This window comes from Herbiconiux sp. VKM Ac-2851, assembly GCF_013205105.1.
Taxonomy (GTDB): Bacteria; Actinomycetota; Actinomycetes; order Actinomycetales; family Microbacteriaceae; genus Herbiconiux; species Herbiconiux flava.
On the sequence record NZ_JABMLJ010000002.1, the window covers coordinates 387,418 to 408,372 of the forward strand.

Consider the following 20,955-nt stretch of genomic DNA (forward strand, 5'->3'; position numbering starts at 1 on the left):
GTGCTGGCCAAACCCAACCGCATCACGCAGGGCGCCGACTATCGCGGCACCGTGCGTCGCGGCAAGAAGTACGTCGGTCCCAGCACCGTCACCTACATTCGCGCATCCGATGATTCGTCGTCGGATGCGCGTTTCGGGTTCATCGTGGCGAAATCCGTCGGCGTGGCCGTGGTTCGCAACCGCGTCCGTCGCCGTCTGAAGGCGGCGAGCTACGCGTTGCTCCCGTCTCTGGCACCCGGCACCGACGTGGTGGTGCGCGCTCTGCCCGAAGCTGCGTCACAGCCTTACGGCGTACTCTTCGAAGAACTGTCGCGTTCTCTCACCAAAGGATCAGTACTCGCATGATGTCAGTGGTGACGGCGATCGTACTGCTCCCCCGCAATCTGGCGGTGCTGCTGCTCCGCGGCTACCGCGCGGTGATCTCTCCGCTGTACGGAGACGTCTGCCGCTACTACCCCTCGTGCTCCTCCTACACTCTCCAGGCCATCCAGCAGCGGGGTGTCATCGTCGGTTCGGCGATGGGCGTCTACCGCATCGCTCGCTGTCACCCCTGGGCGAAGGGCGGCGTCGACGACGTGCCGCCCGTGCGCCGGCAGAGATACCGGCTCACGTCGTTCGGTTTCGTCATACCAGCTAGCCACGGAAAGGGCTGACCCCACCCCATGGAAATCCCGTTCATCGATACGATCCTCTGGCCCATCAAATGGGTCGTGGAGCTGATCCTGGTCGCATGGCACTACGTCTGGACGTTCTTCGGCCTCGACCCCGCAGCCGGCCTGACCTGGGTGCTGTCGATCGTCGGCCTGGTGCTGGTCGTGCGAGCCGCCCTCATCCCCATCTTCGTGCGCCAGATCAAGAGTCAGCGCAAGATGCTCGAGGTCGCGCCGCAGCTGAAGAAGATCCAGGACAAGTACCGCGGCAAGAAGGATCAGTTCTCGCGGGAGGCGATGTCGCGCGAGACCATGGAGCTCTACCGCAAGACGGGCACCAACCCGCTCGCATCCTGTCTGCCGCTGCTGCTCCAGATGCCCATCTTCTTCAGCCTGTTCTCGGTGCTGAACAACGCCCAGAAGGGCCAGGCGGGCGTCGGCCCGCTCGACGCGGGGCTCGGCAAGCAGTTCGGTGACGCCACCCTGTTCGGGGTCGCTCCCCTGCACGACACCTTCATCGGCTCGTTCAACGCCGGCGGCCCGTGGCAGGTCATGCTGATCGCCGGCCTGATGGTCGTGCTGATGACCGCCTCGCAGTTCTACACGCAGCTGCAGATCATGGCGAAGAACCAGTCCCCCGAGGCCAAGGCCAGCCCGATGTACCGCCAGCAGCGCATCCTGCTCTACATCCTCCCGCTGGTGTTCGTCTTCTCGGGTGTCGCCTTCCCCCTCGGCGTCATGTTCTACTGGCTCACCTCGAACTTCTGGACCATGGGTCAGCAGTTCCTGGTGATCCGCAACATGCCGACGCCTGGCTCGGAGGCCGCCAAGGCCCGTGAGGCCCGTCTGGCCAAGAAGGGCAAGCTGGAGCCCACCAAGGGCGCTCCGGCGATCGAGACCATCCCCGAGGCCCCCAAGACCACGCAACGACAGCAGCCCGTCAACAAGAACCGGGCCAAGAAGCAGGGTGACAAGAAATGAGCGATGTGACCGAGACCACGACCGCGGCCGCGCCGGCCGCGCCGCTCGCCGAGGATGCCGCAGCCGATTCGGCTGTCATGGCGCATCCGACTGCTTCGGCCGATTCGACCGCTTCGAGCACATCGGCTGTTGGCTCCCGCACGTCGGATTCCTCGATTCCGTCGGATGACGCGCCTGCCGAGGCTGGTGCGGCGTCCACTGTGGCCGCCCCGACGGCCCCCTCCCCCGCCGCTGCGGCAGCGTTCGCTGCCATGCCCTCGGCGCCCGCTCCCACCGGTCACGACTCGGCTGAGCAGTCGGACACGACTTCCCCGGCCGGTGCCCCCGTACCCTCGGCGTCGTCCCTGGACGACGAAGGCGACGTGGCAGCCGACTACATCGAGGAGCTCCTCGACATCTGCGACCTCGACGGCGACATCGACATCGAGGTCACCGACGGCCGCGCCTACATCTCCGTGAACGCCTCGGGCGACAGCAACCTCCGCATCCTGTCCCGGCCTGACACCGTTGCCGCGCTGCAGGAGCTCACCCGCCTCGCCGTCCAGACCAAGACGGGCGAGTTCTCGCGACTGATCCTCGACGTCGGTGGCAGCCGCGAGCAGCGTCAGCGCGAGCTCGAGAAGCTCGTCGACGACGCCGTTGCCCAGCTGGACGCGGGCTCCGACGCCGCGCACCTCGAGCCCATGTCGTCCTACGAGCGCAAGCTCGTCCATGACATCGTGGCTGCGCGTGGTCTCACCTCGGAGTCCGAGGGCGAAGGCCGCGACCGGCACACGGTCGTCTCTCGGGGCTGATGTTTCACGTGAAACGTGGATCGCGTGGTTGAGCCAGTGGGTTCATCCGCATCGCCCTCTGCCTCGTCGGCGGGTGAGCCCGACCTCGACGACTCCTCGGCGCCCTTCGCGCAACCGGAGCCTGAACCGGCTGCTGCATCCCTCGTGTTCGGCGACCGCGTCGAGCTCGCTCGCGCCTACGCCGCCGATCTCGTCGCCCGCGGCGAGGAACTCGGCCTCATCGGCCCGCAGGAACTCCCCCGCCTGTGGAGCCGCCACATCATCAACTGCGGTGTGATCGCTCCCCTCCTCCGCCCTGGCGTCGTGGGCGACATCGGAAGCGGCGCCGGCCTCCCGGGTATCGTCCTCGCAATCGCCCGTCCCGACGTGGACTTCGTGCTGATCGAGCCCATGGAGCGCCGCATCGCCTGGCTGAACGAGCAGAAGCAGAACCTCGCCCTCTTGAACGTGACCGTCGTGCGCGAGCGGGCACAGGAGTACCCGAAGGGCCAACTCGACCAGCTCACCGCCCGCGCAGTCAGCGCCTTCAGCAAGCTGATCCCCATGGCCGCTCCCCTGGTCCGCTCGGGCGGCGAACTCGTCCTCATGAAGGGCGCCTCGGCTGCTGCCGAGATCGCCGCAGCCGAAAAGGCGATCCGCAAGTACAAGCTTTCGGATGTCGAGGTCGTGGAGCTCGGTGCCGACGTCGGTGTGGAGACCACCCGCGTCATCCGCGCCCGCGTCCCCTGACGCAGCCCGCCCCCCATCCCAGCGGCGATCAGACTCTCATCTGCGGTCGGCAGGTGGGTTTGGTCAGGTGGGCACGTATCTTCAGATGATCTTGCGGCGTGGTGTTGACAGGTCCTCGCGGCTTCAAGTCGCGGTGACTGCGCCCCTCGTCCGAACTGAACTACGCGGATTCGTCGGGGACCAAGCTGCTGATTGCGTCTCGATTGCCGCGCAAAGCGTCTCCCGCTTCGCAGGGCTGCTGAGTCGCGCCGAAGTGCAGCACTTTCCCGCGACTCGAGACGATTCGCGACCTTTTGCCGCGACTCAGCTGCTCCTACCTAGGAGTACGGCCGCGTTCATCAGAACACGCCGCCCATCGGGCCCGGGGTGCCGCTGTGGCGAGCTGATTGGCGGGCCCAGGGCGGACGGGGGCCATAGCTGGAGATGCTGCTAATCAGCCAGCGCGAGCGCACGTCGGCCACGACGAGTGTTTCACGTGAAACATTGCGGGGTAGTCGCGCTTGCTACAGACGTCGGATGAGTGAGGGTCCAGTCAATGGCGAATTTCGCCTCTGCGCTATTCGTGGCTGCGTGGATTCAGACCATCACCTGATCTTCTGCAGTGTCCGTTTTCCGACCCCACCGCGTCCAGCGGCCGGTATGGGCGGAATTAGCACCAACAGCCAACACCCGTTCCGATCGGTGGTCTGCTCGATCGGACGAACCCCCCACTCGACCGCATTCTCGAGGTCGCGGACGTCAGCGGGATCAGCTGACAACTCGGTCCCAACTTCTACGACCCTCCCCGCAACCGCCCGGCAGAGGCGGTCACACGTTCGTGGACTGAACCAGCGCGGTCTCGATGCCGGCACAAGCCCGGGTCGAAGACAGGTAGTCAAACGCCACCGGTGGTCCCGCCTGGTCTCCACTGTCAGTGATGTTCGGTACGATCGAAGTCGTCCGTTCGGGCTTCTCGCTCGCCCATGTTTCACGTGAAACATACCGACAGGATTTGTTTGCATGACCAGTGACCCCACCGCCTTCGATGCGTCGACTCCACTGGCTCGAGAACTCGCGAACCTGTCGCAGCGAAAGCGGGCGCTAGCCGTGCGCGAGTTCCCGCTCCCGTCCCAGACGCGCATCCTGACGGTCGCGAACCAGAAGGGCGGCGTCGGCAAGACCACAACCACGGTGAACCTCGCGGCAGCTCTGGCCAGCGAAGGCGCGCGGGTTCTCGTGGTCGATCTCGATCCCCAAGGGAACGCGTCTACCGCCCTGGGCGTCGATCACCGGGGTGACCAGCCGAGCGTGTACGACGTCCTCATCCGCGATGGCTCGATGTCCGAGATCATCCAGCAGAGCCCAGAATCGCCGAACCTCTTCTGCCTTCCCGCGACGATCCACCTCGCGGGGGCCGAGATCGAGCTGGTCCCGATGGTCGCGCGCGAGCAGCGGCTCAGAGGCGCGCTCGACCGGTTCCTCGCCGAGACGTCCGAGGCCGGCGAGATGTTCCACTACGTCCTCATCGACTGCCCGCCGTCGCTGGGTCTCCTCACGATCAACGCCTTCGTCGCTGCGCGCGAGGTTCTCATCCCCATCCAGTGCGAGTACTACGCACTCGAGGGCCTGAGTCAGCTGCTCAACAACATCAGCCTCATCGAGCGTCACCTCAACCCCACGCTCGCGGTGTCGACTATCCTCCTCACCATGTACGACGGACGCACTCGCCTCGCCTTCCAGGTGGCCGAAGACGTCCGCACCCACTTCCCCGAGCAGACGCTCGCGGCGGTCATCCCGCGCTCCGTCCGCATCTCCGAGGCGCCGAGCTACGGTCAGACCGTCATCGGCTTCGATCGGGGATCGCCCGGCTCCATCTCGTACCTCGAGGCAGCCGCAGAAATCGCAGAAAGAGGAGCCCCGAACCGTGGCAACTAAGAAGAGAACCGGCCTCGGACGCGGCATCGGCGCCTTGATCCCAACCGACGAGCCCAGAGTCGAGGGTTCGCGGCCGGTCGACGTGTTCTTCGACGCTCCCCGGCGCGATGAGGCGTCGGATGCTCCGCAGCTCGTCGCCGTTCCGGGCGCGCGTCTGGCGCAGCTCGATCCGGCGTCCATCGTCCCGAACCCCAAGCAGCCTCGCAACGTTTTCGACCCGGTTGATCTCGCGGAACTGGTGCACTCCATCAAGGAGATCGGCGTGCTCCAGCCGATCGTGGTTCGCGAGCTGCCCCGGGAGGGTGACGGAGAGCAGCTCTACGAGCTCGTCATGGGCGAGCGGCGTCTGCGGGCGACGAAGGAAGCTGGTCTCGATGCGATCCCCGCGGTGGTCAAGAACACCGCCGATGAGGACATGCTGCGGGATGCGCTGCTCGAGAACCTGCACCGCTCGCAGCTCAATCCATTGGAAGAGGCCTCGGCCTACCAGCAGATGATCGAGGACTTCGGCATCACGCAGGATCAGCTGGCGGAGCGCATCGGCCGGTCGCGTCCGCAGATCACCAATACGTTGCGGCTGTTGCGTCTTCCTGCCGCGGTGCAGAACCGCGTGGCCTCGGGAGTGCTCAGCGCAGGGCATGCGCGAGCGGTTCTCGCCGTGGGTGATGTCGAGGCGATGAACAAGCTCGCCGACAAGATCGTGAACGAGGATCTTTCGGTGCGGGCGGCGGAGGCGCTGGCGTCCTCTGCGCCGAAGCAGTCGCGCGCGAAGACGACCGCCGGGCAGAAGCGTGGACATCTCGATGAGATCGGTGAGCGGCTGGGCGACCGTTTGAACACGCGTGTTCGCGTGAGTCTGGGGCGATCGAAGGGGCAGATCGTGATCGACTTCGCTACGATCCAAGATCTGAACCGCATCCTCTCCGAGCTGGGTGAAGAGGGTTTCGGCACGGTGAAGCCGAAAGGTCCGCACTTCGTCTGACCTACGCCGCGGGGCACACCCCCCCCGCGGCACACCCCCCGGGTGTGAGGGGTAGCCCAAGGAGGAGCTTGGTTCCTCGGCTGAGCTGAGCTGCACAGCTGGGGTTTCGTCAGTCTATGAAGGTGCCGTCGCCAGAGAAGTGGTGCGCACCGGGGTGCATTGAGCCCGCGAGGTGGCTGCAGGCGCTGCCATTCGCGGCCGAGATGGACGCGATCGTAGGCCTAAACGAAAAACGCCCGCCGCCCGAAGGCGACGAGCGTTTCACGTGAAACATCCGTCAGCGCCCTGCAGTCGCCTCCGCGATCGCGACCTCGCTGAGCCTGCTGTAGACCTCGCCGAGTGACCGCCCCGTCGCCAGGATGCCCTGCGGCACCATCGACGTCTCGGTGAGCCCCGGCAGCACGTTCGCCTCGAGGAACCACGGCACCCCCGCGTCGTCGATGATCAGGTCGATGCGTGAGATGTGGCGCAGCCCGATCGTCTCGTGGATGCTCAGCGCCGTCTCGCCCGCGAGGCGCGAGGTTTCGTCGTCGAGACGGGCCGGCACGAAGAAGCGCGTCTCCCCCGCGTTGTAGCGGGCCTCGAAGCTGTAGACGCCCAAGCGTGGCTCGATCTCGACGCCGGGGAGAGCGAACGGCCCCTCCCCCAGGTCGAGGATGCCCACCGAGACCTCCACGCCACGCACCCGCTGCTCGATCAGAGCGACCTCGCCGTAGGTGTAGGCATCCACCACAGCCCGCGGCAGGTCGTCGGCCGAGTCGATGATGCCGACGCCGAGGGCCGAGCCGCCCTGGGCGGGCTTGACCACGAGGTCGGTGCCGAGCGAGGCGGAGACCCGGGCGAGCACCTCGGTGGCTCCGAGTTCGCGGAACGTGTCGCGCGGGAGGGTGATCGAACGAGGGGTCTGCAGTCCGGCGCGCGAGACGAGGACCTTCGCGGTCGGCTTGTTCCAGGCCAGACGCGAGGGGTCGGAGCTCGATCCGACGTAAGGGATGTCGAGCGCGTCGAGCAGTGCACGCAGTGCGCCGTCCTCGCCGCTGGCACCGTGCAGGGCGGGCCACACGACGTCGGGACGGGTCTCGTCGAGGAACTGCAGCAGGCTCGCGTCAGGGTCGCGCAGGATGACCGTGTGTCCGCGCTCCGCGAGGCTGTCGGCAACGCGCCGGCCCGAGCGCAGCGAGACGTCGCGCTCGTGGGAGATGCCGCCGGCCAGCACGACGACGGTGAGGGGGGTTGCTTCGCTCATGAGCTCAATTCAGGTTCGGGGGCGGTGCTGAGAAGTTGCGATCGCGGACGGTGCCGAGCGGGCCGGTCTTGGAGAAGGTCTCGACCAGGTCGGTCTCGCCGCTGATGACGGTCTGCAGACGACGGATGCCCGTGCGGATCGCCTCGGGCGTGGGGTAGCAGAACGAGAGGCGGATGTTGCTGTGGCCGTTCCCGTCCGCGTAGAACGCGGTGCCCGGCGTGTAGGCGACGAGTTCCTTCACGGCCCGGGGAAGCATCTGCTTCGAGTCGAGGTAGGGCGGCAGCGTCAGCCAGACGTAGAAGCCACCCTTCGGATCGGTCCAGGAGAGGCTCGGGAGGTAGTCGTTCAAAGCCCCGATCATGGCCTCTTTGCGTTCCTTGTAGACGCCGCGGAAGCGGTCGACCTGGGCGCGCCAGTCGATGTTGTCGAGGTACTCCGACACGATCAGCTGGCTGAACGAGCTCGGCGACAGCACGGCCGCCTCGTTGGCGAGGATCAGCTTCTCGCGGATCGCGTGCGGTGCGAGCGCCCAGCCCACGCGGAATCCGGGCGCCAGCGTCTTCGAGAAGGTGCCGAGGTAGATCACGCCCTCCTGCTCGATCGAGCGGAGTGCGGGCGGCGGCGGCGTGTCGAAGTGCAGCAGGCCGTAGGGGTTGTCCTCCAGGACGAGGATGCTGTTCTCCTTCGCGATCTGGAGGATCTCCAGTCGCCGTTCCCAGCTCAGCGTGACTCCCGCCGGGTTCTGGAAGGACGGGATCGTGTAGAGGAACTTGATGGTCTTGCCCTCGGCGCGCAGCCGGGCGATGTTCTCGCGGAGGGACTCGGGGATCATGCCGTGCTCGTCCATGGCGACGTGGTGCGTCTGCGCCTGGAACGACTTGAAGATCACCACGGCGGTGACGTAGCTCGGCCCTTCGGCGAGCACCACGTCTCCGGGGTCGAGGAAGAGCTTCGACACCAGCTCGAGCGCGTGCTGCGACCCGGTGGTGACCACGACGTCGTCGGCGCTCGCCTTGATGCCCTCCATGGCCATGACGTCCAAGATCTGCTCCCGCAGCTTCGGCACGCCCTGACCTGAGCCGTACTGCAGCGCCACGGAGCCCTGGTCACGCATGACCCGGTTCATCGATTCGATGATGAGCTCCTGCGGGAGGGCCGAGACGGCAGGCATGCCTCCGGCGAGCGACACCACCTCGGGCCGGGAGGCCACGGCGAACAGGGCTCGCACCTCGGAGGCGGCGAGGCCGGCGGTGCGCGCGGCGTAGTTGGAGTACCAGGGATCGAGGTTGTTACCCGATGGCTGTGAGGAGTTCTGGCTTTTCACTGACGTCCATCCCGACGTTGACCGAATCTCAATCGTATGACATGCAAAAGTGGCCCGCCGCGTATTCGCGGCGGGCCACTCGGGACGAACTGGTTACAGCCGCCCCAGTAGGGGGGACGCGATCAGATGAACGCGGCGAGGTCGGCCTCGAGGGCCGCCTTCGGCTTGGCGCCGATGATCGTCTTCACGACCTCGCCGCCCTTGTAGACCTTGAGCGCCGGGATCGAGGTGATCTGGTACTTCATGGCGGTCTGCGGGTTGTCGTCGACGTTCAGCTTGACGATCTCGATCTTGTCGCCGTGCTCCGCGGCGATCTGGTCGAGGATCGGGGCGACGGCGCGACAGGGGCCGCACCACTCGGCCCAGAAGTCGACGAGGATCGTCTTCTCGGAGTTGATGACGTCGGCCTCGAAGCTGGCGTCGGAGACGGCCTTGGCGTTGGACATGGTTCCTTCTTTCGTGAGGTTCGGAAATGAGGGGTGCCGGCCGCGAGGGCGGCAGGCACGGGTCGGATGCTAGGAAGCGGTGACGAGATCGCTCGCCTCGGCCTCGGCCTGGTCGAGCGCGGCGAGGAACGCCTCGGCGTCGAGCGCCGCGACCGTTCCGGACGCCGCAGCGGTGACCGCCTGGCGGTAGTGCGGGTCGATGACGTCACCGGCGGCGAAGACGCCGGGCAGGTTCGTCTGCGAGGAGCGGCCCTCGACGGCGATGGTGCCCTCGGCGGTCAGGTCGAGCTGACCGTGGACGAGGTGCACGCGCGGGTCGTTGCCGATCGCGACGAACAGCCCCTGCACCGGCAGCTCCGACGTGGAGCCGTCGACCGTGTTGCGCAGCTGCAGGCCGTCGACCGCGTTCTCGCCCGAGATTCCGATGACCTCGGAGTTCCAGACGAACTCGATCTTGTCGTTCGTGAAGGCGCGCTCCTGCATGATCTTCGAGGCGCGCAGGCTGTCCTTGCGGTGCACCACGTAGACCTTCTCGGCGAAGCGGGTGAGGAAGGTGGCCTCCTCCATCGCCGAGTCGCCGCCACCGACGACCGCGATGGTCTTGGTCTTGAAGAAGAAGCCGTCGCAGGTGGCGCACCACGAGACGCCGCGGCCGGAGAGCCGCTCCTCGTCGTGGAGGCCGAGCTTGCGGTACGCGGATCCGGTCGCGAAGATGAGCGAGCGCGCCTCGAAGGTGCCGCTGTAGCCGGTCTCGACCGACTTCACGTCGCCGGTGAGGTGCACGGCGGTGACGTCGTCGAGCACGACCTCGGTGCCGAACTTCTCGGCCTGCTCCTGCAGCTTCAGCATGAGCTCGGGGCCCTGGATGCCCTCGGGGAAGCCGGGGAAGTTCTCGACCTCGGTGGTGTTCATCAGCTCGCCGCCGGCCTCGACGCTCGAGGCGAGGAGGAGGGGCTTGAGGCCCGCTCGGGCGGCGTAGATCGCAGCCGTGAATCCGGCGGGGCCGGAGCCGATGATGATGATCTCGCGCATGTGGTCTGTCTCCTCGGAGGATGGTCGCGTGGCACACCGGTGGCGTGCGGCGCTGACCGGTACAACACATCCTATCCGCGCGGTATTCCGCGGCCGCGGGGCGCTGAGCGGGCTCCCAGGAGGGCTGACGCGAGCGACCGTGGGCCGGAACAGGAGAGGGCGCGGAAGGGTCAGCGCGAGCGGTTCAGCCGAGCCCGGACGGGGCCCAGGGCATCCGCCAGCTCGGGCGATCGCACGAGGGCCAATGCGCCCAGGTAGACCCCCAGCATGACCAGACCGATGACCGCCATCGAGACGAGCGGCGTGAGGTAGCCCGAGGTGAGGAACTCGATGCCGAAGAGCGACTGGATGCCGAGGTAGACGAGCACGCCGGCTGCTGCAGCCGGGATCGCCGCCACGAGGAAGCGGACGAAGCTGCGGACGATCCGCCCTCCCCCGGTTCCCCCGAGACGCCGACGGATGATCACGGCGGCGGCGACGACCTGCACGCCCGTCGCGAGCGAGAGCGACACCGCGATGCCGACTGCCACGAGGTCATCCGGGAGCAGCAGGCACGAGAGCACGAGCACGACGAAGATCGACGCCTGCAGCACCTGCAGGAAGAACGGCGTCTTCGTGTCGCTGAGCGAGTAGAACACCCGCTGCAGCACGAACAGCACGCTGAACGGCACCAGTCCGACGAGGAATCCGATCAGCACGTCACCCATCGCGACGGCTTGCGGGTAGGTCTCGGTGAATATGCTCGCAAAGGGATATGCCGCGACGATCAGCACGATCGTCCCGAGCACCATGAAGAGCAGGGTGATCCGAAGGGCCGAGGAGACGTCGCGCCGGAGGTCGGCGGTCTCACCGCGGTTCGCGTGGCCGCTCATCTTCGTGAAGTAGGCGGTCACCAGCGAGACGGTGATGAGGGAGTGCGGCAGCATGAAGATCAGCCAGGCGTTCTGCAGGGCGAACACCGACGCGTTGTCTCCGCCCGAGGCGGTCGACGCGACCGCGGTCTCCACGAGCCCGGCCGCCTGACTCACCAGGAGCATGCCGAAGGTCCAGCCCGCGAGCTTGCCGGCGGCACCGAGGCCCACGCCGCGCCAGGCGAAGTCGGGTCGGTACCGGATGCCCGCCCGCCGCCAGAACAGGAACAGCACCAGTGCCTGGGCCGCGACGGCAGCCGTCGTCGAGCCGGCGAGCAGCGAGATCTTGTCGGGCCCCCAGTCGGTGACCAGCCGCTCCCCCTCGGGGTCGACGCCGAAGAGCACCATGAAGGCGACCAGACCCAGGATCGACACGATGTTGTTCACGACCGGCGCCCAGGTGAACGGCCCGAAGACGCCCTTGGCGTTGAGCACCTCACCGAGCACCGTGTAGAGGCCGTAGAAGAAGATCTGAGGCAGGCACCAGTACGCGAAGGCGATGGCGAGGGCACGCTGCTCGCCGGTGAAGCCCGGCGCCGAGATCGTCACGAGCACGGGTGCGAGCAGTGTCGCGACGAGCGTGGTTCCGCCGAGGATCACCATCGAGATGGTCAGCAGCTTGTTGATGTAGCCGCGGCCGCCGTCCTGGTGCAGCATCGCGCGCACGATCTGCGGCACGAGCACGGCCGAGAGCGTGCCGCCCGCGATGATCGCGTAGATGTTGTTGGGCAGCTGATTGGCGATCGCGAAGGCGTCACCGCTCGCACTGCCGACCACGCCGATGGTCTGAGCCAGGATGATCGCCCGGACGAAGCCCATGATGCGGGAGACGATCGTGCCCGACGCGAGGAAGGCGCTGGCGCGACCGATGCTGGTCGGGCTCACGAGGTCACCTCAGGCGCAGGAGGCGCAGGAGGCGCAACAGCCGCGTCGGGCGCAGCACGCCGCTCCTTGCGCCGCCGCAGGATGTTCCGCGCCAACCCGCCCCCGAACAGCAGCACCAGCGCCACGACGAAGATCACGGTCCCCCACGTCTCCCAGTCGGCGCTCACGTTCACCGCCACCGGCGACGGGTTCGCGATCAGCACCCCGCTCGCGCTCGTGAGCTGGAAGCTCAGCACCACCGAGCCGTTCGCCACCGCCGTCACGGGGATCTGCGCGCTCTTCCGCGAGTTCGCCTCCACCACCACGCCGACGTCGTTCTGGTCGATCAGCAGCCGGCCGTTCGACGCGGTGACGTGCACGATCACCGAGACGGGGTAGGGAAGCTCGTTGCTGATGGTGAGGGGCAGCGGCGCCGAGCTCGACAGCAGGTTGATGTCCGAGCCCTCGACGATCTGAACGCTCGTGAGCGTCGTGGCGGTCTCCTCGTTGAACGCATCGGTCGCCACGCTCCAGCCGCCCTCGTTGGCGACCCAGGCGTTCGACAGGAGGGTGAGCAGATCGGCGCGGTGCCGGCCCGAGAGCAGCTGCGGGTTCGACAGCACCGAGGAGTAGGAGTCGATCTGCTGCCCGCCGAGCAGCAGGTTGGCGATCCGGGTGACCCGCTCGTCGGGCTGCGGGGCGTCGACCAGTGACACCGTCTGGGTGGGTGCGATCTGCAGCAGCTCCGAGAGCGACCCCGGGGCGCTCCACGGCAGCGCCTGGACGGTCGAGACGACCTGGTCGATGCTGTTCAGGTTCATCGCGGCCCGGTCGAGCACCGCGAGCACGGGGGTGGGATTCTCCGGGGTGCCGCCGCCGGTCTCGGCGGCGAGGGCCAGTGCTGCGCTGAGCTCGCCGACCGCCTGGCCGCGTGAGGTGTCGGTCGAGGCGGCCACCGCATCCTGAACCGCCTGCGAGACGGCGTGGTCGGCGGCGAAGACCGTCTGCGACCCCGTGGTCGCCACCGCCTGCAGGGCTTCGCCCGCGTCGCCCGAGGCGGGCGTGAGCTGCTGCGAGTCGATGATGCTGGCCGAGTAGCCGGATGCGGCGAAGAAGGGCAGGTCGGCCGCGGTCACCGAGCCGGCGCGCGGCCAGGCGATGGTCGTCGAGGCGTAGTCCCAGTCGGTGAGCTGCTCGAGCGTCGGCACCGAGGGGGCGGCCGGAGTGGGAGAGGCGGTGGGGGTGGGGGAGGCCGGCGTGGCCGTCGGCTCGATCAGCGGCTCGACGTCGGTGAAGTCGGCCGGGTCGAGCGCGTAGTCGAAGGAGGTTGGCTGCAGGGCCGAGCTCGCGCCGGCCTGGCGCTCGCCCGAGAGGTCGGAGTCGCCGTAGCTCAGCGGGATGACGGGGTTCGACGCCGACTCGAGCCGCTGCAGCCAGGCGACGGCCGACTCGGGGGCGGTGGAGCCGAGGGCTCTGATCGACACGATGATGCGCGGGTCGACGGCGATCGTGACCGGCCGGCCGATGACGGAGTCGAGCTCACGGGTGAGCACGCCGGTGTCGTTCGTGAAGGCCTCGAGTGCGGCAGGCTGGATGAGGCCCGTGGCACTGGCGACCGAGGTGATCGGGGCGATCACCGTGACGTCGGCCCGGGAGGAGATGCCGTCGTCGACGACGACTGTGCCGCGCGCCGTGACCGGGGTCGCACCGGCGCCGTCGAGAGTCGCCTGCAGCCCGTGCGCTCCCCCGAGCCCGGCGGGCAGCTGGACCGCCGGCACGGTGATGGACACGGTTCCGCCGCCGGTCGGGGCGGGGGCGGTGGCTACCGTGACGAGCGAGCCTCCCTCGCCGCCGTCGAGCCAGCTGGTGAGCGACGAGGAGCTGCGCAGGGCGCTGTCGTCGAGGGCGAGCGAGATCGTGCCGCCCGAGGAGGAGCCGGTCACCTCGACCGTCACCGTGAGATCGGCGCCCGGGGCGACGACGCCGGTGCCGGCCGCGGCCAGGAAGAGCGCCACCGGCGTCGAGGAGTCGTCGGTCGCCGTGGTGGGCGCCGGCGCCGGGACGCTGGTGGAGGGGGTCGGCGGCGGTGTCGTCGCGGCCGCACCGAACGGGGTCGCGAACACGGCACCGGCGATCAGCGCGCTGGCTGCGATCGCGGGCGCAACTCGAATCAGTCGACGCGCAGGTGATGTCATAGGCCGTGGCGGGCGCACCAGGGGCACCCGCATCCGTAGACCGATTCTAGGAGGATCGGCCTGGGAGATCGGGGAACCGCCGGGCCCGGGCGGGGCGCGCGGCTAAAATGGCTCGGTGCAGTCCGTTCAGCAGTCCCTGGAATTCCTCGCGACGCTCGCGGGCGAGGGCCCCGTGGCGAAGCTCGCCGCCGCCTTCAGCGCCGCCGGGCACGAGCTCGCCCTAGTCGGCGGGCCGGTGCGCGACGCGTTCCTCGGCCGGCCGATCACCGACCTCGACTTCACGACGGATGCGCGTCCCGACGAGATCCTGGCGATCGTGACCCCCATCTCCCAGGCGCAGTGGGACGTCGGTCGCGCCTTCGGCACCATCGCCGCCCGGATCGACGGCGAGAGCGTCGAGATCACGACCTACCGCTCCGACGAGTACGACCACACGACCCGGAAGCCCGCGGTCGAGTTCGGCGACTCGCTCGAGGGCGACCTGCTGCGGCGCGACTTCACGGTGAACGCGATGGCGCTGCGGCTGCCGTCACTGACACTGATCGACCCCTCGGGCGGCATGGAGGACCTGATCGCGGGCGTGCTCCGCACCCCGGGTGCTCCCGAGGTCTCGTTCGGCGACGATCCTCTGCGCATGCTCCGGGCCATCCGCTTCACCGCGCAGCTCGGCTTCACCGTCGCGGTCGACACCGCCGTCGCGATCACCGAGATGAAGGACTCCATCGGCATCGTCTCGGTCGAGCGGGTGAACGACGAGCTCTCGAAGCTGCTGAAGACGGATGCGCCCCGGCGTGGCGTCGAGCTGCTGGTCGAGAGCGGCCTCGCCGAGATCGTGCTGCCCGAGGTGCCGGCTCTCCAGCTCGAGAGCGACGAGCACCATCACCACAAGGACGTCTACCAGCACAGCCTCACCGTGCTCGAGCAGGCCATCGACCTCGAGAAGTCGCGCGGCAAGCTCTCCTCCCCCGACCTCGTCGTGCGCCTCGCGGCGCTGCTGCACGACATCGGCAAGCCGGCGACCAAGCGCAACGAGCGGGGCGGGCAGGTGTCGTTCCACCACCACGACGTGGTCGGGGCGAAGCTGGCACGCAAGCGGCTGCGGGCGCTGCGTTTCGACAACGACACCATCGCCGCGGTGTCACGCCTGATCGAGCTGCACCTGCGCTTCTTCGGCTACACCGACGGGGCGTGGACCGACTCCGCCGTGCGACGCTACGTGCGGGATGCGGGCGACCAGCTCGAGCGCCTGCACATCCTGACCCGCGCCGACGTGACCACGCGCAACCGCCGAAAGGCCGATCAGCTGGCCTTCGCCTACGACGACCTCGAGGACCGCATCGCGACGCTCGCCGCGCAGGAGGAGATCGACTCGGTGCGACCGGATCTCGACGGGGAGCAGATCATGCGCATCCTGAACCTGAAGCCGGGGCGCGAGGTCGGCGAGGCTCGGGCGTTCCTGCTCGAGCTGCGGCTCGACGAGGGCCCCCTCGGCGAGGAGGAGGCCACCCGGCGGCTGCAGACGTGGTGGCACGCTGGAGCTAAGGGGATTGCATCGCAATCCCGCGACGCCAGTGCTGACTGAGCTGCGCTCAGTCAGTTCCCGCTAAGAAGCCGGCGTGTTCTTCGCGATGAACGCCTCGAGCTCGGTGCGCGCCACGTCGTCGGGCATCTGCACCGGCGGCGACTTCATGAAGTAGGCGGCGGCGGGCTCCACCGGGCCGCCGAGGCCGGCGTCGAGCGCCACCTTCGCGGCGCGCACGGCGTCGATGATGACGCCGGCCGAGTTGGGCGAGTCCCACACCTCGAGCTTGTACTCCAGGCTCATCGGGGCGCCGCCGAAGCCGTGGCCCTCGAGGCGCACGAAGGCGAACTTGCGGTCGTCGAGCCACGGCACATGGTCGCTCGGGCCGATGTGCACGTCGCCGGCGGGCAGATCGATGTCGATGTTCGAGGTGACCGACTGCGTCTTCGAGATCTTCTTCGAGTTGAGGCGGCGGCGCTCGAGCATGTTCTTGAAGTCCATGTTGCCGCCGACGTTCAGCTGGTACGTGTGGTCGAGCTGGATGCCGCGGCTCTCCAGCAGGCGGGCCAGCACGCGGTGCGTGATGGTCGCGCCGACCTGGCTCTTGATGTCGTCGCCGACGATCGGCAGCCCCGCCTCGACGAACTTCGCGGCCCACTCGGGGTCGGAGGCGATGAACACGGGAATGGCGTTCACGAAGCCCACCCCGGCGTCGAGCGCGGCCTGCGCGTAGAACTTCGCGGCCTCCTCCGAGCCCACGGGCAGGTAGCAGACGAGCACGTCGGCGCCCGACTCCCGCAGGGCGGCCACGACGTCGACGGGCGTGGCCTCCGACTCGTCGATCATCTCGACGTAGTACTCGCCGAGCCCGTCGAGGGTCGGCCCGCGCTGCACGGTCACACCGGTGGGCGCGACGTCGGCGAACTTGAGCGTGTTGTTCTCGCTCGCCCAGATGGCGTCGGCCAGATCGGCCCCCACCTTGGCCGCGTCGACGTCGAATGCCGCCACGAACTCGATGTCACCCACATGGTACTGACCGAAGCGCACGTGCATCAGGCCGGGCACCGACTCGGTCTCGTCGGCGTCCTTGTAGTACGTCACCCCCTGGATCAGAGAGTTCGCGCAGTTACCGACGCCCGCGATCGCGACCTTGATGCTCATTCCGTCAGCCCTTTTCCGTTGTGTCAAAACTCCACGATCCTATGCCTGATCAGCTGGGTGACGGATGCGCGGGGCCCCGCAGCGCACCGGGCCGCCCTTCAGCCGGCGAACCGGTACCGCTCCACGTCGCCGACGTCGTGGGTCTGGCCGCCGCTGAGGGTGAAGCGCGGCGGATCCCCGGCGACGGTGAGCTGCGTCGCGTGGGCGGCCATCGCGGCGACCTTCCGGCGGAGGGACTCGCCCTTCAGGGGGACGGCGACGTCGGCGACCACCGAGCCGTCGACCCGCGGCTCGACGATCGCGAAGAACGACACACCGTAGTGCCGCGCGACCTCGCGGGCGGCGTCGTGCATGCGCACATGATCCGGATGCCCGTACCCGCCCAGCCCGTCGTAGCTGACGACGCTCGTCGGCGCGCCCCCGGCCAGCCTCTCGGCACCGGCGATCACGGCGTCGACGACCGTCTCGAGGGGGGCCAGGCTCAGCGCCGCAGCCGGAGCGTCGTCGGCGGCCCGGGCGAAGCCGTCGTCCCCCCACTCCATGCCCGAATCGGAATACGCGCCGAGGAAGGCCTGCGGCACTCCCCCGAGCTCGTCCAGCGCCCGCGCCAGCTCCTGCTCGCGGTGCGGGGCCAGCTCCGGCGTGCCCTCGAGGTGGTGCAACTCGCCCGGAACGACCTCCCCGCGCTCGCCGCGGGTGCCGGTGAGCAGCACGGGGTGGCGGCCGGCCGCCACGAGGGCGGCGAGTGTGCCGCCGGTGGAGATCGACTCGTCGTCGGGGTGGGCGTGCAGGAAGAGCGGCCGCTCGCCGAACACGGCGGTCGGGTCGGGCTCGAGCGAATCGACCTCGCCCAGGAGCTCCGTGGCGGCGGCCTCCCAGTCCCGTGCCCGGCCGTGCTGCAGCGCTGTCGCCCCGAGCCTCCCGAGCCGCACGTCGTCTGACAGAAGACGGCCCAGCGCCGACGCCCAGTCCTCGGGCCGGCGACTGCCGACGTGCACGCCGCTGACCCCGTCGACCACCGACTCGGCCAGTCCCCCGGCGCCCGTGGTGACGACCGGCGTACCGCTCGCCGCGGCTTCCAGCGCGACCAGCCCGAAGGTCTCCGAGAACGAGGGGACGAGCAGCAAGGTCGCCTCGCGCAGCAGCTCGGCCGCCTCGAACCTCGTCTGCGCCGGCAGGAAGGTCACGTCGTCGTCGAGCCCCAGCTCGTGCACCCGTCGCCGCAGCGTCGCCGCGTAGTCGTCATGGCCTGGGCTCGTTCCGCCCGCGATCACCAGGCGCGGGCGCGGTGCGGGGAGCAGCGCGAGCGCCTCGACCGCCAGATCGACGCCCTTCAGCGGCTGGATTCGCGCCAGCACGAGCAGGGCGGGGCGGGCGGCGGGGGCCGCCGTCCCGGGGTGGAAGAGGGAGGTGTCCGCACCGGGCGCGAGCAGGCGCACCCGCTCGCCGGGCGGAGCGTAGGCGTCGAGCACGGCCGCGCGCTCGGCGGCGCTCAGGGCGAGGGTGAGCTCGGAGGCGTGCACGAGCATCCGCTCTGCTGCGACGCGCGACGCCGGTTCGGGGCTGTCACCCGGCGCCAGGTGGGCGTTCTTCAGCGCGGCGACCGTGTGCAGGCTCTGCACGTGCGGCACGCCCCATTCCTGCGCGACCGGCAGGGCGGCGGCGCCCGAGAGCCAGTAGTGGGAGTGCACGAGGTCGAAGGGCTCGAGCTCGCGCATCCGTCGGCCGAACTCGCCGAGATGCGCCGGCAGCTCGCCCTTGGCGACGGATGCGCGGGGCCCCGCCTCGAGGAAGCGCACGAGGGTGCCCCCGGCCGTTCTGCCCTCGGTCTCGGCGGCCGAGCGGGCCCGGGTCAGCAGCTCGACCTCGTGGCCGGCCGCGGTGAGGGCGTCGGCGAGACCGACGACCACCACGTTCATGCCGCCCGCGTCGCCCGTGCCCGGGGCGTCGAGCGGGGAGGTGTGCAGCGAGACCAGGGCGATGCGGCGCTTTTCTTCCACCGTCCGACCCTGACACAGGAGCGCTCGGATGGGTGCTTCTGGTAGGGTGTGGAAGTTGTCCTGCGCCCAGTGGAACTCTCCACGCGGGTGCGAGACAGATGCATAACCCTCCTGTCACAGAGATTCTGTGGCCGTTCTAGTCCGAAGGAGGTGGGTTTGTGACGCATCAGTACGAACTCATGGTCATCCTCGATCCCGAGATCGACGAGCGCACCGTGGCACCGAGCCTCGACAAGTTCCTCAACGTCATCCGCACGGATGGTGGCACCGTGGACAAGGTCGACATCTGGGGCCGCCGTCGCCTGGCCTACGAGATCAACAAGAAGTCCGAAGGCATCTACGCCGTCGTCAACCTGACCGCGTCGGCCGACGCGACCAAGGAGCTCGACCGTCAGCTGAAGCTGTCCGAGGCCGTCATGCGCACCAAGGTGCTGCGGGCCGAAGAGGGCATGGCCCAGGTCGCCGCCGCGTCGAAGCTGGCTGCAGAGAAGGCCGCCCGCAAGGCTGCCGCTCCCGCGAAGCCCGCTGTCAAGGCCGAGGCCGGCGAGTAGTCCGCCATGGCCGGCGAAACCGTCATCACCGTGGTGGGCAACCTCACCGCCGATCCTGAGCTGCGCTACACGCAGAACGGGCTCGCGGTCGCGAACTTCACGATCGCCTCGACGCCTCGCACCTTCGACCGTGCGTCGAACGACTGGAAGGACGGCGAAGCGCTGTTCCTCCGGGCGTCGGTCTGGCGTGAGTTCGCCGAGCACGTCGCCGGGTCGCTCACGAAGGGCAGCCGCGTCGTCGCGACCGGTCGCCTGCGTCAGCGCTCCTACGAGACGAAAGAGGGCGAGAAGCGCACCTCGATCGAGCTCGAGGTCGACGAGATCGGTCCCTCGCTCCGCTACGCCACCGCTCAGGTGACCCGTGCCTCCAGCGGCGGTGCCGGTGGCGGCGGCGGGAGCTTCAACGGTGGCGGTCAGCGCGGCGGCCAGTCGGCCGTCGAGGAGCCCTGGGCAGCCAGCGCCCCCTCGACCTCCTCCAACGGAGGCGGCGGGAACGACGTCTGGAACACGCCCGGCAGCTACGCCGACGACACCCCCTTCTAAACTTCTCTTCTTTCAGAACAGGAATCAACCATGGCTGGAAAGTCAAGCGGCGACCGCCGCAAGCCGCTCCGCGGCGCCAAGGGCGCGAAGAACGCGGCCCCGGCGAAGTCCATCCGCGTCGGAGTCATCGACTACAAAGACGTCGCGACCCTTCGCAAGTTCATCTCGGAGCGTGGAAAGATCCGCGCCCGCCGTATCACGGGAGTCTCCGTCCAGGAGCAGCGCCTCATCGCCCGTGCCGTCAAGAACGCCCGCGAGATGGCACTTCTGCCCTACGCCGGCTCAGGCCGTTAAGGAGCAGCAGCATGTCGAAACTCATTCTCACCCACGAGGTGACCGGTCTCGGTTCTGCCGGCGACGTCGTCGAGGTCAAGAACGGCTTCGCCCGTAACTACCTCATCCCCAAGGGCTTCGCGGTGTCGTGGAGCCGTGGCGGCGAGAAGCAGGTCGAGCAGATCAAGGCTGCCCGCTCCGCTCGCGAGCTCGCCACCATCGAAGAGGCGCAGCACCTCAAGCAGTCGCTCGAGAACGCCGTCGTCAAGCTCACCGTCAAGGCGGGCCAGGGCGGACGTCTGTTCGGCTCGGTGAAGACCTCCGACATCGCCGACGCGGTGCAGGAGGCCGGCATCGGCTCGCTCGACAAGCGCAAGATCGAGATCCCGAACGCCATCAAGGCGACCGGCAACCACGAGGCGACCGTGCGTCTGCGCGACGACCTCTCGGCGACGATCTCGCTCCAGGTGGTCGCGGCCAAGTAGCCGTACCCGAGAAGGGGTGTCACGAGCTTTCGGGCTCGGACACCCCTTTTCCATGCCCGGATTCTCCCCAGATCTGTACACAGGAACCGGCGTGTCGGAGAAGGTTCAAGTATCGGTCGAAGGATCTGCGAACCCACACTCTGTGGAATGTCGAAAGTCCTGGTAAAGCTGCTTTTACTATTCAGGATGCTCGGACTGTCCACAGGGAAGTGCACACCTTGTGCACACAGGCGTCGGCGTTTCGCGCAGATCCTCCACAGAGTTATCCACAGGCCGGTTTGATTGTGGACAGTGCCCGTTCGTAGTCTGGGCCGGCGCCCCTCACCACCGCCGATGTCGGTGGTGAGCGCTA

20 protein-coding genes are annotated in these 20,955 nt (G+C 68.4%); 12 read left to right on the top strand and 8 right to left on the bottom strand.

The window, feature by feature from the left end:
- The 7 genes from rnpA to HQQ85_RS08535 all read left to right on the top strand — a co-directional run bounded on the left by rnpA (position 1) and on the right by HQQ85_RS08535 (position 6,050).
- Positions 1-345 (top strand): ribonuclease P protein component, encoded by a 345-nt coding sequence (gene rnpA / locus HQQ85_RS08505; RefSeq protein WP_173182098.1) that lies wholly within the window; start codon positions 1-3, stop codon positions 343-345.
- Positions 342-653, top strand: a complete 312-nt coding sequence (gene yidD / locus HQQ85_RS08510) for a membrane protein insertion efficiency factor YidD (RefSeq protein ID WP_173182099.1) — start codon at positions 342-344, stop codon at positions 651-653. The genes rnpA and yidD overlap by 4 nt, the downstream gene beginning before the upstream one ends.
- A gap of 15 nt (positions 654-668) precedes the next feature.
- Positions 669-1,631 (top strand): membrane protein insertase YidC, encoded by a 963-nt coding sequence (gene yidC, locus HQQ85_RS08515; RefSeq protein ID WP_173182875.1) that lies wholly within the window; start codon positions 669-671, stop codon positions 1,629-1,631.
- A gap of 251 nt (positions 1,632-1,882) precedes the next feature.
- Entirely contained in the window at positions 1,883-2,425 is a 543-nt protein-coding gene (locus tag HQQ85_RS08520; protein WP_173182876.1) for a R3H domain-containing nucleic acid-binding protein, read from the top strand.
- A gap of 144 nt (positions 2,426-2,569) precedes the next feature.
- Complete coding sequence (gene rsmG / locus HQQ85_RS08525) at positions 2,570-3,154, top strand: 16S rRNA (guanine(527)-N(7))-methyltransferase RsmG (protein ID WP_371741884.1); 585 nt, start codon at positions 2,570-2,572, stop codon at positions 3,152-3,154.
- A 999-nt stretch (positions 3,155-4,153) separates the two neighbouring features.
- Entirely contained in the window at positions 4,154-5,068 is a 915-nt protein-coding gene (locus tag HQQ85_RS08530) for a ParA family protein (protein ID WP_173182101.1), read from the top strand.
- Entirely contained in the window at positions 5,058-6,050 is a 993-nt protein-coding gene (locus HQQ85_RS08535; protein WP_173182102.1) for a ParB/RepB/Spo0J family partition protein, read from the top strand. Before HQQ85_RS08530 ends, HQQ85_RS08535 begins: the two co-directional genes overlap by 11 nt.
- A gap of 277 nt (positions 6,051-6,327) precedes the next feature.
- Here HQQ85_RS08535 and HQQ85_RS08540 read toward each other — a convergent pair whose 3' ends face one another.
- The 6 genes from HQQ85_RS08540 to HQQ85_RS08565 all read right to left on the bottom strand — a co-directional run bounded on the left by HQQ85_RS08540 (position 6,328) and on the right by HQQ85_RS08565 (position 14,068).
- Positions 6,328-7,296, bottom strand: a complete 969-nt coding sequence (locus HQQ85_RS08540) for a D-alanine--D-alanine ligase (RefSeq protein ID WP_173182103.1) — start codon at positions 7,294-7,296, stop codon at positions 6,328-6,330.
- Positions 7,297-7,300: 4 nt separating this feature from the next.
- A complete protein-coding gene (locus HQQ85_RS08545) occupies positions 7,301-8,620 on the bottom strand; it encodes a PLP-dependent aminotransferase family protein (RefSeq protein WP_173182104.1) in 1,320 nt (439 codons plus the stop codon).
- A gap of 122 nt (positions 8,621-8,742) precedes the next feature.
- Positions 8,743-9,066 carry a thioredoxin gene (gene trxA, locus HQQ85_RS08550; protein WP_173182105.1) on the bottom strand — a complete coding sequence of 108 codons (324 nt, stop codon included), beginning with the start codon at positions 9,064-9,066 and terminating at the stop codon, positions 8,743-8,745.
- Positions 9,067-9,135: 69 nt separating this feature from the next.
- Positions 9,136-10,098, bottom strand: coding sequence for a thioredoxin-disulfide reductase (gene trxB, locus HQQ85_RS08555; protein ID WP_173182106.1), 963 nt, complete (start codon positions 10,096-10,098; stop codon positions 9,136-9,138).
- A gap of 170 nt (positions 10,099-10,268) precedes the next feature.
- Positions 10,269-11,894 (bottom strand): murein biosynthesis integral membrane protein MurJ, encoded by a 1,626-nt coding sequence (gene murJ / locus HQQ85_RS08560; RefSeq protein WP_371741819.1) that lies wholly within the window; start codon positions 11,892-11,894, stop codon positions 10,269-10,271.
- The gene (locus HQQ85_RS08565) at positions 11,891-14,068 is read right to left on the bottom strand and encodes a DUF6049 family protein (protein ID WP_173182107.1); all 2,178 of its coding nucleotides are present in this window, start codon (positions 14,066-14,068) and stop codon (positions 11,891-11,893) included. Before HQQ85_RS08565 ends, murJ begins: the two co-directional genes overlap by 4 nt.
- A 115-nt stretch (positions 14,069-14,183) precedes the next feature.
- On the opposite strand from HQQ85_RS08565, the gene HQQ85_RS08570 reads away from it, so the two are divergent.
- Complete coding sequence (locus HQQ85_RS08570) at positions 14,184-15,650, top strand: CCA tRNA nucleotidyltransferase (protein ID WP_173182108.1); 1,467 nt, start codon at positions 14,184-14,186, stop codon at positions 15,648-15,650.
- A 21-nt stretch (positions 15,651-15,671) separates the two neighbouring features.
- Here HQQ85_RS08570 and HQQ85_RS08575 read toward each other — a convergent pair whose 3' ends face one another.
- Together HQQ85_RS08575 and HQQ85_RS08580 are read right to left on the bottom strand one after the other, a co-directional pair.
- On the bottom strand, positions 15,672-16,751 hold the full coding sequence (locus tag HQQ85_RS08575) for an inositol-3-phosphate synthase (protein WP_173182109.1): 1,080 nt from the start codon (positions 16,749-16,751) through the stop codon (positions 15,672-15,674).
- 98 nt (positions 16,752-16,849) lie between these two features.
- Complete coding sequence (locus tag HQQ85_RS08580; RefSeq protein WP_173182110.1) at positions 16,850-18,751, bottom strand: glycosyltransferase; 1,902 nt, start codon at positions 18,749-18,751, stop codon at positions 16,850-16,852.
- A 179-nt stretch (positions 18,752-18,930) separates the two neighbouring features.
- Between HQQ85_RS08580 and rpsF the strand changes: the two genes are divergently transcribed.
- Genes rpsF through rplI form a run of 4 tightly spaced genes read left to right on the top strand, consistent with a single transcriptional unit; the run spans position 18,931 to position 20,603 of the window.
- On the top strand, positions 18,931-19,302 hold the full coding sequence (gene rpsF, locus HQQ85_RS08585; RefSeq protein WP_216851677.1) for a 30S ribosomal protein S6: 372 nt from the start codon (positions 18,931-18,933) through the stop codon (positions 19,300-19,302).
- Between the two features lie 6 nt (positions 19,303-19,308).
- Entirely contained in the window at positions 19,309-19,845 is a 537-nt protein-coding gene (locus HQQ85_RS08590; protein ID WP_173182112.1) for a single-stranded DNA-binding protein, read from the top strand.
- Between the two features lie 30 nt (positions 19,846-19,875).
- Complete coding sequence (gene rpsR, locus HQQ85_RS08595; RefSeq protein WP_022895757.1) at positions 19,876-20,139, top strand: 30S ribosomal protein S18; 264 nt, start codon at positions 19,876-19,878, stop codon at positions 20,137-20,139.
- Between the two features lie 11 nt (positions 20,140-20,150).
- Positions 20,151-20,603 (top strand): 50S ribosomal protein L9, encoded by a 453-nt coding sequence (gene rplI, locus HQQ85_RS08600; RefSeq protein ID WP_173182113.1) that lies wholly within the window; start codon positions 20,151-20,153, stop codon positions 20,601-20,603.
- Positions 20,604-20,955 lie beyond the last annotated feature (352 nt).